The 15,847-nt window shown below is 66.5% G+C and carries 13 protein-coding genes; 8 read left to right on the top strand and 5 right to left on the bottom strand.

What is annotated here, in order from left to right; all coding sequences use genetic code 11:
- Positions 1 to 26: 26 nt before the first annotated feature.
- Both AAFN89_RS15845 and uxaC read right to left on the bottom strand, forming a co-directional pair.
- Positions 27 to 1,220 (bottom strand): extracellular solute-binding protein, encoded by a 1,194-nt coding sequence (locus AAFN89_RS15845; protein WP_347540090.1) that lies wholly within the window; start codon positions 1,218 to 1,220, stop codon positions 27 to 29.
- 50 nt (positions 1,221 to 1,270) lie between these two features.
- The gene (gene uxaC / locus AAFN89_RS15840) at positions 1,271 to 2,674 is read right to left on the bottom strand and encodes a glucuronate isomerase (protein ID WP_347540089.1); all 1,404 of its coding nucleotides are present in this window, start codon (positions 2,672 to 2,674) and stop codon (positions 1,271 to 1,273) included.
- Positions 2,675 to 2,773: 99 nt separating this feature from the next.
- Between uxaC and AAFN89_RS15835 the strand changes: the two genes are divergently transcribed.
- The 4 genes from AAFN89_RS15835 to AAFN89_RS15820 all read left to right on the top strand — a co-directional run bounded on the left by AAFN89_RS15835 (position 2,774) and on the right by AAFN89_RS15820 (position 7,313).
- Positions 2,774 to 3,490: a GntR family transcriptional regulator gene (locus tag AAFN89_RS15835; protein ID WP_347540088.1), complete on the top strand. Its 717-nt coding sequence runs from the start codon at positions 2,774 to 2,776 to the stop codon at positions 3,488 to 3,490.
- Between the two features lie 28 nt (positions 3,491 to 3,518).
- Positions 3,519 to 4,727: a D-mannonate dehydratase ManD gene (manD, locus tag AAFN89_RS15830; RefSeq protein WP_347540087.1), complete on the top strand. Its 1,209-nt coding sequence runs from the start codon at positions 3,519 to 3,521 to the stop codon at positions 4,725 to 4,727.
- 46 nt (positions 4,728 to 4,773) lie between these two features.
- Complete coding sequence (locus AAFN89_RS15825; protein WP_347540086.1) at positions 4,774 to 6,294, top strand: altronate dehydratase family protein; 1,521 nt, start codon at positions 4,774 to 4,776, stop codon at positions 6,292 to 6,294.
- A gap of 71 nt (positions 6,295 to 6,365) precedes the next feature.
- The gene (locus AAFN89_RS15820) at positions 6,366 to 7,313 is read left to right on the top strand and encodes a sugar-binding transcriptional regulator (protein ID WP_347540085.1); all 948 of its coding nucleotides are present in this window, start codon (positions 6,366 to 6,368) and stop codon (positions 7,311 to 7,313) included.
- 8 nt (positions 7,314 to 7,321) lie between these two features.
- On the opposite strand, the gene AAFN89_RS15815 is transcribed toward AAFN89_RS15820, so the two are convergent.
- Genes AAFN89_RS15815 through AAFN89_RS15805 form a run of 3 tightly spaced genes read right to left on the bottom strand, consistent with a single transcriptional unit; the run spans position 7,322 to position 10,985 of the window.
- Positions 7,322 to 8,377: a substrate-binding domain-containing protein gene (locus AAFN89_RS15815; RefSeq protein WP_347540084.1), complete on the bottom strand. Its 1,056-nt coding sequence runs from the start codon at positions 8,375 to 8,377 to the stop codon at positions 7,322 to 7,324.
- Between the two features lie 47 nt (positions 8,378 to 8,424).
- Complete coding sequence (locus AAFN89_RS15810; RefSeq protein ID WP_347540083.1) at positions 8,425 to 9,471, bottom strand: ABC transporter permease; 1,047 nt, start codon at positions 9,469 to 9,471, stop codon at positions 8,425 to 8,427.
- Positions 9,468 to 10,985, bottom strand: a complete 1,518-nt coding sequence (locus AAFN89_RS15805) for a sugar ABC transporter ATP-binding protein (RefSeq protein WP_347540082.1) — start codon at positions 10,983 to 10,985, stop codon at positions 9,468 to 9,470. Before AAFN89_RS15805 ends, AAFN89_RS15810 begins: the two co-directional genes overlap by 4 nt.
- A gap of 145 nt (positions 10,986 to 11,130) precedes the next feature.
- On the opposite strand from AAFN89_RS15805, the gene mtnK reads away from it, so the two are divergent.
- From mtnK to AAFN89_RS15785, 4 genes are all read left to right on the top strand, one after another.
- Positions 11,131 to 12,399, top strand: a complete 1,269-nt coding sequence (gene mtnK / locus AAFN89_RS15800) for an S-methyl-5-thioribose kinase (RefSeq protein ID WP_347540081.1) — start codon at positions 11,131 to 11,133, stop codon at positions 12,397 to 12,399.
- A complete protein-coding gene (gene mtnA, locus AAFN89_RS15795; protein WP_347540080.1) occupies positions 12,396 to 13,490 on the top strand; it encodes an S-methyl-5-thioribose-1-phosphate isomerase in 1,095 nt (364 codons plus the stop codon). The genes mtnK and mtnA overlap by 4 nt, the downstream gene beginning before the upstream one ends.
- 229 nt (positions 13,491 to 13,719) lie before the next feature.
- Entirely contained in the window at positions 13,720 to 14,640 is a 921-nt protein-coding gene (locus tag AAFN89_RS15790) for an AraC family transcriptional regulator (protein WP_347540079.1), read from the top strand.
- A gap of 123 nt (positions 14,641 to 14,763) precedes the next feature.
- A complete protein-coding gene (locus tag AAFN89_RS15785; protein WP_347540078.1) occupies positions 14,764 to 15,816 on the top strand; it encodes a sugar ABC transporter substrate-binding protein in 1,053 nt (350 codons plus the stop codon).
- The last annotated feature ends 31 nt before the right edge of the window (positions 15,817 to 15,847 follow it).

Genomic DNA, 15,847 nt, shown 5'->3' with positions numbered 1-15,847 from the left:
CGGGGGCTCCCGTTCCTTAGCGTCTACTATTGCTGCGCGGCGCCGACTTCCTCGTCCCACTTGCGGAAAGCGACGACGAGTTGGGCGGGTTCGAGCGGCGTTTCGACCGGATTGTTGGCGATCCAGTCCTCATATTCCGGCCGCCCGAACTCCTCGATCGCGGCCTGGCTTTCCGGCGGGGCCATGTCGAGCGTCACGCCGGCGACGGCAGGGCCGGGATAGAAATAGCCCTCGTCATAGGTGTAGGCCTGCGCTTCCGGCGTCAGCAGGTAGCGCATGAGGTCCAGCACCACGGCCATCTTGCCGTCCGGCAGCCCCTTCGGCACGACCATGTAGTGCGCGTCGGCGACCCAGTGGAAACCTTCCAGCGCCGCGACCTTCGCCTCCTTCGGCACGACGCCGAGGACGCGCGGGTTGATGTCCCAGCCGGTGGTCGTCGCGACCATGTCGCGCGACCCTTCGCCCAGTTCCTTCATCGTCGCGGTGGTGCCGGTCGGATAGTACTCGATATACTGCCCCAGCTCCTTCAGGTAGGCCCAGGTGTTGGACCAGCCATTCTCGGGATCCTTCGGGTCGGAATCGCCCAGAAGGTAGGGCAGCCCCATGATGAAGGTGCGCCCCGGCCCGGAATTGGCCGGCCGGGCGTACATGAAGCGGTTCGGGTTCTGCCGCGCCCAGTCCAGCAGTTCCTGCGCCGTCTTGGGCGGGGTCGCCACCCGGTCGGGCATGTATTCCAGCAGCGGGCCGGAAGGGTAGTAGGTCACGACGACGCCGTAGCCCTGCGACAGCCCCTGCATGTCGTGGGCGGCCGGAAGGTATATCTCCTCCAGGTTCGGCAGTTCGTCCTGATGGCCGGGCAGAAGTTCCACCCACAGATCCTGCTCGATCCCGGCCGACAGCGCGTCCGTGCCCGTCAGCACCAGGTCGATATCCAGCCGTCCCGCCCCCTGCTGGGCCATGATCTTGCCCGGCAGTTCGGGCGCAGGGGCCTTGGTGAAGGTTACCCGCGACACAAGCTCGGGATGGGCCTCGGCATAATTCTCGATCGCCGGCTGGGTCAACGCCAGATTGCCGGCGACGTCGATGATGTTGAGCGCCACCGCCTCGTCGGGAAGGGCGAGCTGGGCGAAGGCGGCCTTGCCGCCGAGCGTGGCGAACCCGACCGTCCCGGCCGTGCCGGCGACGAAGCCCCTGCGCGATATCCGATAAAGCTTTTTCATCGTTTTCCTCCCTTGTTGTTGCCCGTGTCCGGCCGCCGGATGCGGCAGGCTCACAGCTTGTAGGTCTCCTTGGCGAGTCTGTAGGCGAGGTCGCCCGCCACCTCGTGCGCCTCGTCCTCGTCCAGCCGGCGGGCGACCACGAGATCGGCGAGGAAGGCGCAGTCGACGCGCCTTGCGACATCGTGGCGGGCGGGAATGGAAAGATAAGCGCGCGTATCGTCGTTGAAGCCGACCGTGTTGTAGAAGCCCGCCGTCTCCGTCGTCAGTTCGCGGAAGCGGCGCATGCCGTCGGGGCTGTCGAAGAACCACCAGGCCGGTCCCAGCCGGAGGCACGGATAGTGCCCGGCCAGCGGCGCCAGTTCCCGCGAATAGCTGGTTTCGTCGAGCGTGAAGAGGATCAGCGTGAAGCCGCGGTCGTTGCCGAACCGGTCGAGCAGCGGCTTCAAAGCGTGGACATAGTCCGTCCGCATCGGGATGTCGGCGCCCATATCCCGCCCGAACCGGGCGAAGAGGCCGCCATTATGGTTGCGGAAGGAACCCGGATGGATCTGCATGACCATCCCGTCCTCGACGCTCATGGCCGCCATCTCGGTCAGCATCTGGGCGCGGAAAAGCTCGGCCTCCGCCGCATTGGCGCCGCCGCCCAGCACCTTCGCGAACAGGGCTTCGGCTTCCCGCGGCGACAGATTGGCGGTCGCGGCGCTGGGATGGCCATGATCGGTGGAGGTCGCCCCCCGCTCCCGGAAATAGGCGCGCCGCCGGCGATGGGCCTCCAGATAGCCCGCCCAGGAGAGCGTGTCGCAGCCCGTGATCTCGCCGAACCGCTCCACATTGGCGCAGAAGCCCTCGAATTCCGGGTCGATGACGGGGTCTGGGCGATAGGCGGTGACGATTCGGCCCTTCCAGCCGGACCGGCGGATCGCATCATGGTGGGCTAGCGGGTCGAGCGGGCTTTCGGTGGTCGCGATCGCCTCGATATTGAACCGCTCGAAGAGGGCGCGCGGCCGGAATTCCGGCTGGGCCAGGCATTCGGCGATCCGATCGTAATAGGCGTCGGCGTTTTCGGCGGACAGCCGCTCCTCGAACCCGAAGAGGGTCGCGAAGGCGTGGTCGAGCCACATCCGCGTGGGCGTGCCGCGGAACAGATAATAGTGGCGCGCGAAGAGCCGCCACACCGCCCTGGGATCGGCGGCAGGCGCGCCGCCATCCCTGGACGCGATGCCCAGATCCTCCAGCCGGACGCCCTGGCTGTGGAGCATCCGAAAGATGTAGTGGTCGGGGATGACGAAGAGCCGCGCCGGATCGGGAAACGGCTCGTCCCCCGCATACCAGGCGGGATCGGTATGGCCATGGGGAGAGACGATCGGCAGGCCCTTGACCCCGTCATAGAGCCGGCGCGCGACGGCGCGGGCCGACGGGTCGGCGGGGAACAGCCGGTCGTCATCGATCAGCATTGGCGTCGCTTCTCCCTGGGGCGTCTTTTTCGCGACGACGGCCGTTTCGCGCCGTCATTCATATATGCAATACCAGACTAGTATGGTAGAAGACAAGATATGAAGACAGTTTTCGCCATCGATCCGGCCAACAATTCCGAATCCATCGCCCGTCAGGTCGTCCGGCTGCTGCGTCACGCCATCGTGACCAACCGCATCCAGCCGGGCGAGATGCTGTCGGAGCAGGAGGTGGCGACCCGCTTCGGGATCAGCCGCTCCCCCATCCGGGAAGCGTTCATCAAGCTGGGCGAGGTCGGGCTGGTCCGCATCCTGCCGCAGCGGGGGACGCTGGTCGTGAAGATTTCCCGCGCCGCGGTGGAGGATGCCCGCTTCATCCGTGAGGCCATCGAATCCGCCGTCGTCCGGGAGGCGGCGATCCGGGGCGACGCGCGGATCCTCGCCCTTCTCACCGACAATTTGACCCGCCAGCGACGCGCGGCGCGGGCCAAGGACGGCGAGGCGTCGTTCGATCTGGACGAGGAGTTCCACCGGCTGATGGCGATCGCCGCCGGCAGGCCGGCCGCCTGGCGGACGGTGGAGGATCTGAAGCCGCAGATGGACCGGGTGCGGTTCCTCAGCATGGCCGACGCCACGCCGATGGACGTCATCGTCGCCCAGCACGCCGCGATCATGGAGGCGGTGAAGGCGGGCGACCCCGACCGGGCGGAGAGCGCCATGCGCGATCACCTGACGGAGATCCTGCGCACCCTGCCGGACATCGCGGCAAGCCACCCCGAACTGTTCGAGCCGGCCCTGCCGGACGCCATGTCAGCCTGAAGCACCAACCGTCGAGGCAGATCGCAAGATGAAGATTACGGGAGTCAAGGTCATCGTCACCTGCCCGGGCCGGAACTTCGTCACTCTCAAGATTGAGACGGATGAGGGGCTCTACGGCATCGGCGACGCGACGCTGAACGGGCGGGAGAAGGCGGTTGTCGCCTATCTGGCCGACCATGTCGTCCCGTGCCTGATCGGCCGCGACCCGCACCGGATAGAGGATATCTGGCAGTATCTGGCCAAGGGCGCCTATTGGCGACGCGGGCCGGTGACCATGGCGGCGATCGCGGCGGTCGATACCGCACTGTGGGACATCAAGGCCAAGACGGCCGGCCTGCCGCTCTATCAGCTTCTGGGCGGCAAGAGCCGCGCGGGCGTCATGGTTTACGGCCACGCCAACGGCAAGGACATAGAGGAGACGGTCGACGCCGTCGGCCAGTATCTCGAACTGGGCTACAAGGCCGTCCGCGCCCAGTCCGGCGTTCCGGGGCTGGACACCGCCTACGGAATCGCGCGCGGCGATCTCTATTACGAGCCAGCGACCAAGGGCCTGCCGGAAGAGCAGGTCTGGTCGACGGAGAAATACCTCGATTTCGCGCCGAAGCTGTTCGACGCGCTGCGCGAGAAGCATGGCTTCGATTTCCATCTCCTCCACGACGTCCACCACCGGTTGACGCCGATCGAGGCGGCGCGGCTGGGAAAGAGCCTGGAGCCCCACCGGCTGTTCTGGATCGAGGATCCGACGCCGGCGGAGAACCAGGACGGGCTGAAGCTGATACGCCAGCACACGGTCACGCCGATCGCCGTCGGCGAGGTCTTCAACTCGATCCATGATTGCCGTGGGCTGATCGAAAACCAGCTCATCGACTATATTCGCGCCACCGTGGTCCATGCCGGCGGCATCACGCAGTTGAGAAAGATCGCCGCGCTGGCCGAGCTTTACCAGGTGCGCACCGGCTGCCACGGCGCGACGGACCTTTCGCCCGTCTGCATGGGCGCGGCCCTGCATTTCGATCTCTGGGTCCCGAATTTCGGCATCCAGGAATATATGCGCCATACTGAGGAAACGGACGCCGTCTTCCCCCATGCCTACAGCTTCGCGGACGGGTTCCTTCACCCCGGAGAGACGCCCGGCCATGGCGTGGACATAGACGAGGAACTTGCGGCGAAATATCCCTACGATCCCGCCTACCTGCCTGTGGCGCGCCTCCAGGACGGGACGATGTGGAGCTGGTGATCCGTTCGGCCTCCGGCGGAGGCCATAAGGATCGGGAGTGAATGACATGACCGCCAACCCGCAGCCGCGGACGGTGCGGCTGAACCCCGATGACGATGTCGTCCTGGCAGTCGACGGGCTGGAGCCCGGCATAGCCGTCGACGGTGTGACCGTCGCCGAGAAGGTGCCGCGCGGCCACAAGCTGGCGGCGCGTGATCTGGCGGAAGGCGAGACGATCCGCAAGTTCGGCCAGGCGATCGGTGTGGCGCTGCGTCCCATCGCGGCGGGCGAATGGGTGCATGAGCATAATTGCGGCATGGGCGACCATGACCGCGACTACCGGTTTGGCGAGGACGCCCGTTCCCTCCCCCCGGCGGAGCAGGCGGAGACGTTCCAGGGTTTCCGCCGCGCCAACGGCAGGGTCGGCACGCGGAACTATGTCGGCATCCTGACCTCGGTCAACTGCTCCGCCTCGGTCGCGCGGTTCGTGGCGCGGGAGGTCGAGCGTTCGGGGATGCTGGATGATTTCCCCAATGTCGACGGCGTCATCCCGCTGGTCCACGCCACGGGGTGCGGCATGGCCGCCCACGGCCCCGGCTTCGACACGCTGAAGCGCAGCCTGTGGGGCTACGCCAGCAATCCCAACATGGCGGCGGTGGTGATGATCGGCCTTGGCTGCGAGGTCTTCCAGATCGCCATGCTGAAGGACGCTTATGGGATCCAGGAAGGCGAGACCTTCCGCACGCTGACCATCCAGCAGAGCGGCGGCACCCGCCGCGCGGTGGAGGCTGGCGTCGCTGCCGTGCGGGAGATGCTGCCCGTCGCGGAGCGCGCGCGCCGCGAGGCCTGTCCTGCTTCGGAACTGACGCTGGCCCTGCAATGCGGCGGCTCCGACGGCTATTCGGGCCTCACCGCGAATCCGGCGCTGGGCGTCGCGGCCGACCTGCTGGTGCGCCAGGGCGGCACGGCCATCCTGTCGGAGACGCCGGAGATCTACGGCGCGGAACACCTGCTGACCAGGCGGGCGGCCAGCCGGGAGGTGGGGGAGAAGCTGCTGGGCGTCATCCGCTGGTGGGAGGAGTACGCGGCCCGGATGGGCGGCGACCTCAACAACAACCCCTCCCCCGGCAACAAGGCCGGCGGCCTGACCACGATCCTGGAGAAGTCGCTGGGCGCGGCGATGAAGGGCGGCACCAGCCCGCTCATGGACGTGGTCGGCTATGCCGAGCCGGTGACGACGAAGGGGTTCGTCTTCATGGACACGCCCGGCTTCGATCCCGTCTCGGCGACCGGCCAGGTGGCCGGCGGCGCGAACGTCCTCTGCTTCACCACCGGCCGCGGCTCCGCCTATGGCTGCAAGCCCACGCCATCGATCAAACTCGCCTCCACCACCGACCTCTTCCTGCGCATGCGGGACGACATGGATCTGAACTGCGGCGACATCCTGGACGGCGTGTCGCTGGCGGAGAAGGGCGAGGAGATCTTCCGCGAGATCCTGGCCGTCGCGTCGGGCCGCCGGACAAGATCGGAATGCTTAGGATACGGCGACGCCGAGTTCGTGCCCTGGCAGTTGGGCGCGACAATGTGACGGCGGAGAACCTTGCCGTTTGTCAGCACCGCTGACTATTGTGACTGCCGGACAAGGGGAGACCGGCGGGTTTGCGGGCCAGCGATCAGATCATCCACAAGGCGGCGTGGCTCTACTACACGCACAATATGCGCCAGGAAGAGGTGGCGAAGGCGCTGAACATCTCCCGCGCCAGCGTGGCGGCCTATCTGCGCAAGGCGCGGGAAGCCGGCGTCGTCAGCATCTCCGCCTCCACCCGGCTCTATCGGGAGGAGACGCTGGCGCGGCGGCTGGAGGACGGGCTGGGGCTCGGGGCTGTCTGGATCGTGCCGGAGGGCGGCGGCGCGATGTCGGCCGAGGCCAACATACCGTTCGTGGCGGCGAACGCCTTCCTCTCCCTGATCGGCCCGACGAGCCGCATCGGCGTCGCCTGGGGGCGCACGATCTATCATGTCGCCGACGCCATGGACGTGGCCGACCTGCAGGACGTGACGGTCACGCAGCTCTGCGGCAATCTGGGCGCGCCCTACACCTACCGGCCCGACCAATGCACGATAGAGATCGCGCGCCGCCTCAACGCCCGGCCGATCAACCTCTATGCGCCGCTGGTGCTGAGCACGGAGGAACTGGCCCGGGGCCTGCGCGCCGAACGGGTGGTCGCCGGCCAGCTTGCCGGCATAGCGGAATGCGATATCGCGCTCTTCTCCGTCGGTAGCGTCGAGCCGGACAGCCACATCGTCGCCTGCGGCGCTCTTCCGGCCGACAAGCTGGCCCGGATGCGGGAGGAAGGCGCGGTCGGCGTCATCGGCGGGCAGTTGATCGACGGCGCGGGCCGGTGGATCGACTGCTCCTACAACCGGCGGCTCATCTCCGTCGATCTCGACACCGTCCGCCGCATCCCCAAGCGCTTCGTCGTCGTGGTGGAGGCCGGGAAGTTCGAGGCGCTGGCCGCCGCGATCAGGGGCGGCTTCGTCTCCCATCTCGTCGTCTCCGCCGAGATGGGACAGAAGCTGCTGGAAGCCGGGCTGGAGAAGCCGTAGGGCTTTCCTCAGTCACGATCGGGCAGCGGCATCCAGTCCGGCATCGCCACGTCGGCATGGGCGAACTGCGGCAGCGCCGCGGAAAGATCCTGCATGTTGGCGATGTCGTTCTCCAGCAGCATGTCCTGGGTGATCAGGGTCGGCGGCACGATGACGTTGTGGTCCGGCTCCTCACCGGCCATCAGCATGGCGAGCGCCCTCACCGAGACCTCACCGACCACCGCCGGGTTGGTCGCCGCCGTCGCCACCCAGGGGCTCCCCGGCTCCCGCATCGCCGCGATATCGGAGGTCGAGATGTCGGCAGAGTAGATCTTGACGTTAGACGACATGCCGATCTCGTCGACAGCGATCTTCACGCCCTTCGCGAATTCGTCATAGGGCGCGAACATCACCGTGATGTTCGGATTGGCCTGCAGGACCGCGCGCGCCTGGTTGGCGACGCTGTTGGCGATCGGATTGTCGAGCGTGCCGAACTGCGCGACCTCCTCGATTCCCGGATAGCGTTCCTTGAAGGCTTGCCAGGTCTCGTCGCGGCGGTCGAGCGGCGCGATGCCGGGGACGTAGACATAGCCTGCGGCGAAGCTTTCGCCATTGTCCGCGATCGCCTGTTCGAGCGCGAGCCTTGCCAGGTCCCGGTCCGACTGCTCGATCTGCGGAATAGCCTCGTTCTCCACATTGACGTCGAAAGCGACGACGTCGATCCCCGCTTCGACCGCGCGCTGGGCGGCGGGGGACATCGATTCCGTCAGCCCGTGCTGGATGATGATGCCGTCGACGCCCAAGGCGATCGCCTGATCGACCATGTCGGCCTGGAGGGCGGCGTTCTGCCGGCTGTCCAGCACCCTCAGCTCGACACCCAGCGCCTCGGCCTGCGCTTCCACGCCGAACAGGTAGGCCTGGAAGAAATCGCCGGTCGAGAGATAGCGCACCAGCGCGATCGTCACCTCTTCGGGATTGTCGAAGGGCGGCGGCATGTCCTGCGCGGTCGCCGGTGTTGCCGAAAGGCAGGTCGCCATCGTCAGTCCGGCGGCGAACCGGGCGATTGTCCTGTTGTCGATTCTCATGTCCATTCCTCCCTTTCCATATGTTCCGGACCTCTTGCGGGAGGTCCTTATTGCCTGCCCTTGCCGGACAGGGCGAAGGTGAAGACAAGGGCGACGACCAGCACCGCGCCCTTGACGAAATCCTGCGTGTAGTAGGGGACGTTCATCATCGTCAGCCCTTGCAGCAGGATGCCGACGAAAAGCGCGCCGACCGCCGTGCCGAAGGCGTTGGGCTTGGCCGCGCCCAGCACGGCGAAGCCGATCAGCGCGGCGGCGACGGCGTCCAAAAGCAGATTGTTACCCGAGGCGATGTCGCCCCGCCCCAGGCGGGCGGCGAGCAGTATGCCGCCGATCGAGGCGAAGACGCCGGAGATCACATAGGCCCAGACCTTGTAGGCCCGAACCGGCGCGCCGGCGAGCCTCGCCGCCCGTACGTTGGAGCCGACGGCATACATCATCCGGCCGAACCGCGTGAACTCCAGGAAGACCCAGATCAGCACCGCCAGCACCAGCAGGAAGACGACCGAGATCGGAAGGAAATCCTCCAGGAGCAGGTCGAAACGGTGCCGGCCGATCGCCAGGAAGGCCTCGCTGAACGCGCCGGGCGCCGTCGATCCGTCCGGCAGCGTCATGCCGACGGCGATCGACCTGCCTTCGGTCGGGATGCGCTGGAGGCCGATCAGCAGGAACATCATGCCGAGCGTCGCCAGCAGGTCCGGCACGCGCATATAGACGATGAGCCAGCCGTTGAACGCGCCCACAGCCGCCCCGATGGCGAGGCAGGCCAGGACGGCGACGATGGCGTTCTGGTCCAGCACCACCATGACGTAGGCCGCGGTCATCATCGCCGTGGTCGCGACCGAGCCGATCGAAAGGTCGAAGCCGCCGACGACCAGCGTCGCCGTCACCCCCAGCGCCAGGATGCCGGTGATCGCCACGGATTGCAGGATGAACACCGCGCTCATGGGCGAGGCGAATCCATCGGCGGCGATGGAGAAGAACAGGACCAGCCCCAACATCAGCGCGATGAAGCCGTAACGGATGGCGATCCCGGTCAGGGACAGCCGGGCGGCTGCGGCGGGCTGTTGCTTGCTGGCGGCGGCGTAGGCGTTCACGGGCGGCTTTCCTCGACAAAGGCGTGCCGGCCCGCGATCTCCGCCAGCAGCCGGTCCATATCGACGCCGCTGTTGCGGTGCGCGCCGACGATCGTGTGTTCGGACATCACGAGGATCCGGTCGGCGGTCTCCAGCACCTCGTCGATCTCCGTCAGGAAGATGAGCGTCGCGCGGCCGGCGGCGGAATCGCGCAGCCGGGCCGCCATGTCGCGCCGGGCGGCGATATCGACGCCCTGGAAGGGTTCGTCCAGGATGAAGAGCCGAGCCCTCTCCGCCATCCAGCGGCCGACCATCACCTTCTGCTGGTTGCCGCCGGACAGCGCGTCCATCGGGTCGCGCTCGCCCCGGCAGACGATGCCCAGGGCCTCGATCTGCTCCCGCGCCCGGCTCCGCTCCCGGCCTCGCCGCAGGATTGAGAAGTCGGATAGACGTGGCAGGAAGGGCAGGCTGATATTCCGCGCCAGGTCGAAATCATGGACGATGCCGTTGTCGGCGCGATCCTTGGCCAACAGAAAGACGCCGTCATCGATAGCGGCGGCGGGTGAGGCCGGCCGGTAATCCCGGCCATCCAGCGTCATCGTCCCGCCGAACGGTGCGCGCAGCCCGAACAGCGTTTCGGCCAGCGCCGTCTTGCCCACTCCGACCAGGCCAGTGACGGCGACGATCTCCCCATCGCCGATCTCCAGGTCGAAGGAGGCCGCGTGCGGCGCGATCTTGAGGTCGCGGGCGGAGAAGATCGCGTCCCCGGCCTCTCTCGGCTCGATCGTGCCGACGGCCGTGGACCGTCCTAGCATGGCATGGATTGCGCCCTCGTAATCGAGCGGGTTGCCGTCGAAGGTCCCGGCGATCCGCCCGTCGCGCAGGGCCACGATGCGGTCCGCGACGCGGCGGATATCGGACATGCGGTGGGAAATGTAGAGGATCGCCACGCCACGAGCGCGCAACCTGTCGATCAGGTCGAAGAGACGGTCGGCCTCGGCGCTCGACAGGGAGGATGTCGGCTCGTCGAGGATCAGCACCTGCGGCTCCCGCGCCATGGCGCGGGCGATCGCCACCATCTGCCGGTCGGCCAGCGACAGGTCGCCGACGCGGGCGCGCAGGTCGAGATGGAGGCCCATCCGTTCGGCGACGATCTCCGCCTCCCGCCTGACCCGGCGCGGATTGAAGACCAGCCGCGCTCCTTTGCCCGACAGGCGGTCGAGTGTCAGGTTGGTCGCGACGTCCAGGTCAGCGACGATCCCATCATTGATGTTCTGGTGGACGGTGACGATCCCGGCGCGAATGGCCTCCGCCGGCCCCGGCGGTTCATAAGGCCGGCCGGCGAGTTGCATGGTCCCGGCGTCGAGCCGATGGACACCGGAGACGATCTTGACCAGCGTGGATTTGCCGGCGCCGTTGGCGCCCATCAGCGCGGTCACCTCTCCCGCGTTGAGCGACAGATCGACCCCCGCCAGCACCGGCGCCGGCCCGAAGGATTTCATCATCCGTTCGATGCGAAAGACGGCATCTTGCAAGTCGCCATTCCTCCCCGACCATGATGCTATCAGCGGCCAATCAAATGTCAACACGGTTGACATTTGACAATCGGCGGATTAGCCAAGGTGACAGGAGAAGGCGGCGCAATGCCGGTCCGCGAGACTGATGGGAGAGATGCCGATCATGTCCGAAGCCCGCTTCGAACCTCTCACCGTGGAAACGCTCGGCGCGCGGCTGGCCACGGTCGCGGCGCTGACCGAAAGGATCGGCCCCGACCACGCCGCCTGGTCGGTGCGTGAGGTCGGCGACGGCAATCTCAACCTCGTCTTCATCGTGGAGGGCGCGAACGGCGGGGCGATCGTCAAGCAGGCGCTACCCTATGTCAGGCTGGTCGGAGAAAGCTGGCCGCTGCCGCTCAGGCGATCCTTCTTCGAATATCACGCGCTGACGCGGCAGGCCGCGCGCGACCCCGGACGGGTGCCGGAAATCTACCATTTCGACGAGGCCCAGGCGCTGATCGTCATGGAGTATCTGACACCCCACGTCATCCTGCGCCGCGCGCTGATCGAGGGGCAGCGCCTGCCGAGGATCGGCCGCGATCTCGGCCTGTTCGCGGCGCGGACGCTGTTCCGCGGCTCCGACCTCTCGATGGAGGCGCCGGCGCGAAAGAAGGACCTCGCCCTCTTTGCCGGCAATATCGAGCTGTGCGACATCACCGAGAATCTGGTCTTCACTGACCCCTATTTCGCGGCGGAGATGAACCGCCACACCTCTCCGCAGCTCGACGAACTGGTCGCCCAACTGCGCGCCGACCGGGACCTCAAGGTGGAAGCGCAGCACCTCAAGCGCCTCTTTACCAGCGCGGCCGAAACGCTTCTCCATGGCGATCTGCATACCGGGTCGGTGATGGTGACGATGGAGGACAGCCGCGTCATCGATCCGGAATTCGCGGTCTATGGCCCGATGGCTTTCGATGTCGGCATGCTGCTCGCCAATTTCTGGATGGCCTATTTCTCCCAGGCCGGCCATGAGACTGACGGCTCCCGCGACGCGATGCGCGCCTATCTGCTGGATGTCGTCGTGGAGATCTGGCGGGTCTTCCGCGAGGAATTCACCCGCCTTTGGGAGACGGAGCGCGCCGGCATTCTCTATCCCAGCACACTCTATGAGGATCAGGGTGATCCGCTGGGCGCCCGGCAGGCGCTGGACCATATGCTGGCGGACATCTGGCGGGACATGCTGGGCTTCGCCGGCGTGGAGATGCACCGCCGCATCCTCGGCCTCGCCCATAATGCCGAGTTCGAGACGATAGAGGATCCCGACCTGCGCGCCTCGTGCGAACGGCCGGCGCTCCTGCTCGGCCGCCACCTGGTCGTCAACCGCCGCCGCATCGCCGGCCTGGAGGAGATCCACGCCATCGCCCGACGGCTGAACGAGGAGGCCCGGCCATGAAGGTTCAGGGCAGGCACTACACCACCATCTGGGTCAATGAGGACGGTCGCTCCGTCGACATCATCGACCAACGCTGGCTGCCGCACGAATTCCGCATCGTCACGCTGGCGTCGCTGGAGGATTTCGCCACCGCCATCCGCGATATGTGGGTGCGCGGCGCGCCGCTGATCGGCGTCACCGCGGCCTATGGGATGGCCTGGCAGATGACGGCCGATCCTTCCGACGCCGCGCTGGACGAGGCTTGGGAGCGGCTGCACGAGACGCGCCCAACCGCGATCAACCTGCGCTGGGCGCTCGACGCCATGCGCGGCCATCTGAAGGCTCTGCCGGAGGCGGATCGCGCGGAGGCGGCCTATGCCCGGGCGCGAGAGATCGCGGCGGAGGATATCGAGATCAACCGTGCGATCGGCCGCAACGGCCTCGCCCTCATCCGCGAGGCGGCGGCAAGGAAGAAGCCGGGCGAGCCGGTCAACATCCTGACCCATTGCAATGCCGGCTGGCTCGCCACCGTCGATTACGGCACCGCCACCGCGCCGATCTACCTTGCGGCCGAGGAGGGGGTGCCCGTCCATGTCTATGTCGACGAGACGCGGCCGCGCAACCAGGGCGCCCAGCTTACCGCGTGGGAACTGGTCGGCCATGGCGTGCCGCACACGCTGATCGTCGACAATGCCGGCGGCCACCTGATGCAGCGCGGCAATATCGACATGGTGATCGTCGGCACCGACCGCACCACGGCGAACGGCGATGTCTGCAACAAGATCGGCACCTATCTGAAGGCGCTGGCGGCAGCCGACAACGGCGTGCCCTTCTATGTCGCCCTGCCCTCCCCCACCATCGACTGGACCGTATCGGACGGGATCAGGGAGATCCCGATCGAGGAGCGGGCGGGGGACGAGGTCTCCCTCGTCTGGGGCAGGACCGCCGATGGCGCGGTCACCCAGGTCCGCACCTCGCCCGAAGGCACACCCGCCGGCAACCCTGCCTTCGACGTGACGCCCGCGCGCCTAGTCACCGGCCTCATCACCGAACGCGGCGTGGTCGCGGCCTCGCGGGAGGGTTTGTCGGGACTCTATCCGGAGCGCAGTTGAACTTTCTTATCGGGCTTGGCGCATAAAATCGGTTTATGCGCTGATTCCGATATTTTCTGCTGGCCGTTGAAGCCGGCTTGGTCTCAATGCAATTCCGGCTCGCACGGCTGCCGGAAACGACAAAAAAGTATCATTGAACCTATGTGAACGTAGTAGTGACCCTCGGCGTCGCGATGTACCCTAACTGTTGAGTAGCGCGAGTTTAAGTGCTGCCGGGGAGGACATCGAGGTGAACCCGGACCTGGAAGTCGTTCAGATCGGACGGGCGGAGTCATTCAAGGCGTGGGAACACGGATATCCGTTCCACACCGTGCGGTGGCACTTCCATCCCGAATATGAGATCCATCATGTGGTCGCGACGACGGGAAAATATTTCGTCGGCGACTTCATCGGGACGTTCGAGCCCGGAAACCTCGTCCTCACCGGCCCCAACCTTCCGCACAACTGGGTGAGCGACACCGCGCCGGACGCGGAAGTGCCCTTGCGCAGCCGCGTCGTGCAATTCTCCGAAGTATTCATCAACGATGCCATGGCGCTCCTGCCCGAACTGGGCTGCCTTCGCGACCTGCTTGAACGGAGCCGCAGCGGCGTGCTGTTCCCGGCGGCGACGGCCGGGCTGGTCGGCCCCATGCTGAAGGAGCTGGTGAACGCCCAGGGAATCCGCCGCATCAAGATCTTCATGGACGTGATCGGCGCGCTGGGCGGCGCGCGCGACACCCGGCTTCTGACCAGCGCCAGCTACATCCCCGACCCGTCGGGCTTCATGTCCGCCGGGATCAACGAGGCGCTTGCCTACGTCAACCAGAACCTGACCGAGCCATTCGGCGAGAAGGATCTGGCGGAGATAGCGGGCCTCAGCCCGGCTGCGTTCTCACGCAGCTTCCGGCGGCATACCGGCCTGGCGCTCGTGAAGTATGTCAACCGGCTGCGCGTCAACCTCGCCTGCCAACTCCTGATGGGGGATGCGGACGTCCGGATCACCGATGTCTGCTTCTCGTCCGGGTTCAACAATTTGTCGAACTTCAACCGCCAGTTCCTGAAGCAGAAGGGCATGACGCCGTCCCGCTTCCGGGCGCTTCTGGCAGAGAATTTCAATCTGGGCGACACAACGCCCAGGAGCGAACAGTGGGAGGAGGCAATGTCGGCCTGACCGGCACGAAACTGTTTCACACAAAATCGCTGGCGCCGAATGCCAACGAAACGGCCGGATTTTGCCTGTGGGAAAAGGGCCGGCTTATTGCGCAACGGGAAAATCCCAACGGAGGAAACGCAAATGTTCGACAAGACCAGATTGATCGGCGCCACGGCGCTCACGGTAGCCCTTTTGGGCGGAACGGCCGCGTCCGCCCAGACCGCCGGAACGGTCGCCTTCCTGATGCCCGACCAGGCGTCGACCCGCTATGAGGAGCATGATTTCCCCGGTTTCCAGGCCGAGATGGAGAATTTGTGCCCCGACTGCACGGTGATCTACCAGAACGCCAACGCCGACGTGGCGCTGCAACAGCAGCAGTTCAATTCCGCCATCACCCAGGGCGCTAAGGTGATCGTCCTCGATCCCGTCGATTCCAGCGCGGCGGCGTCGCTGGTGCAGCTCGCGCAATCTCAGGGCGTGAAGATCATCGCCTATGACCGACCCATCCCCGACGTGCCGGCGGACTACTACGTCTCCTTCGACAATGAAGCGATCGGCCAGGCGATCGCCGAAAGCCTCGTCGCGCATCTGGAAGAGACCGGAGTGCCGAAGGACGTGGGCGGCGTTCTGCAGATCAACGGGTCGCCGACCGACGCCGCCGCCGGACTGATCCGGGACGGCATCGACGCCGGTCTCGACAATAGCGGCTATACGACGCTGGCTGAATACGACACGCCGGACTGGGCGCCGCCGAAGGCGCAGGAATGGACCAGCGGCCAGATCACCCGCTTCGGCGACGAGATCGTCGGTGTGGTCGCCGCCAATGACGGCACCGCGGGCGGCGCGATCGCCGCGTTCAAGGCGGCCGGCGTCGATCCCGTCCCGCCGGTCACCGGCAACGACGCCACCAACGCCGCGCTGCAGCTGATCATCGCGGGCGACCAGTACAACACGATCTCCAAGCCGTCCGAGATCGTGGCCGCCGCCGCGGCGCAGGTGGCCGTCCAGTTGCTGAACGGCGAGACGCCGGAGGCCGAAACGACGCTCTACGACACGCCCTCGCAACTGTTCGTCCCCGTGGTCGTCACCCGGGAGAACATCAAGGAGGAGATCTTCGACACGGGCATCGCCTCGGCCGAGGATATCTGCACGGGCCGCTATGCCGAAGGCTGCGCCGAGCTTGGGATCGAGTAACCTGCCTTGAAGCGCCCCCGGCCGCAGGGCC

Origin of the sequence: Inquilinus sp. CAU 1745 (assembly GCF_039839375.1) — a bacterium.
Lineage (GTDB): Bacteria > Pseudomonadota > Alphaproteobacteria > DSM-16000 > Inquilinaceae > JBDOQU01.
This window is presented reverse-complemented; position numbering and strand designations above follow the sequence as displayed.

What these genes read in the sequence shown, in the direction of transcription:
- AAFN89_RS15845 (WP_347540090.1), bottom strand. Translation starts at nt 1,220, where the DNA reads ATGAAAAAGCTTTATCGGATATCGCGCAGGGGCTTCGTCGCCGGCACG.
- uxaC (WP_347540089.1), bottom strand. Translation starts at nt 2,674, where the DNA reads ATGCTGATCGATGACGACCGGCTGTTCCCCGCCGACCCGTCGGCCCGC.
- AAFN89_RS15835 (WP_347540088.1), top strand. Translation starts at nt 2,774, where the DNA reads ATGAAGACAGTTTTCGCCATCGATCCGGCCAACAATTCCGAATCCATC.
- manD (WP_347540087.1), top strand. Translation starts at nt 3,519, where the DNA reads ATGAAGATTACGGGAGTCAAGGTCATCGTCACCTGCCCGGGCCGGAAC.
- AAFN89_RS15825 (WP_347540086.1), top strand. Translation starts at nt 4,774, where the DNA reads ATGACCGCCAACCCGCAGCCGCGGACGGTGCGGCTGAACCCCGATGAC.
- AAFN89_RS15815 (WP_347540084.1), bottom strand. Translation starts at nt 8,377, where the DNA reads ATGAGAATCGACAACAGGACAATCGCCCGGTTCGCCGCCGGACTGACG.
- mtnK (WP_347540081.1), top strand. Translation starts at nt 11,131, where the DNA reads ATGTCCGAAGCCCGCTTCGAACCTCTCACCGTGGAAACGCTCGGCGCG.
- mtnA (WP_347540080.1), top strand. Translation starts at nt 12,396, where the DNA reads ATGAAGGTTCAGGGCAGGCACTACACCACCATCTGGGTCAATGAGGAC.
- AAFN89_RS15785 (WP_347540078.1), top strand. Translation starts at nt 14,764, where the DNA reads ATGTTCGACAAGACCAGATTGATCGGCGCCACGGCGCTCACGGTAGCC.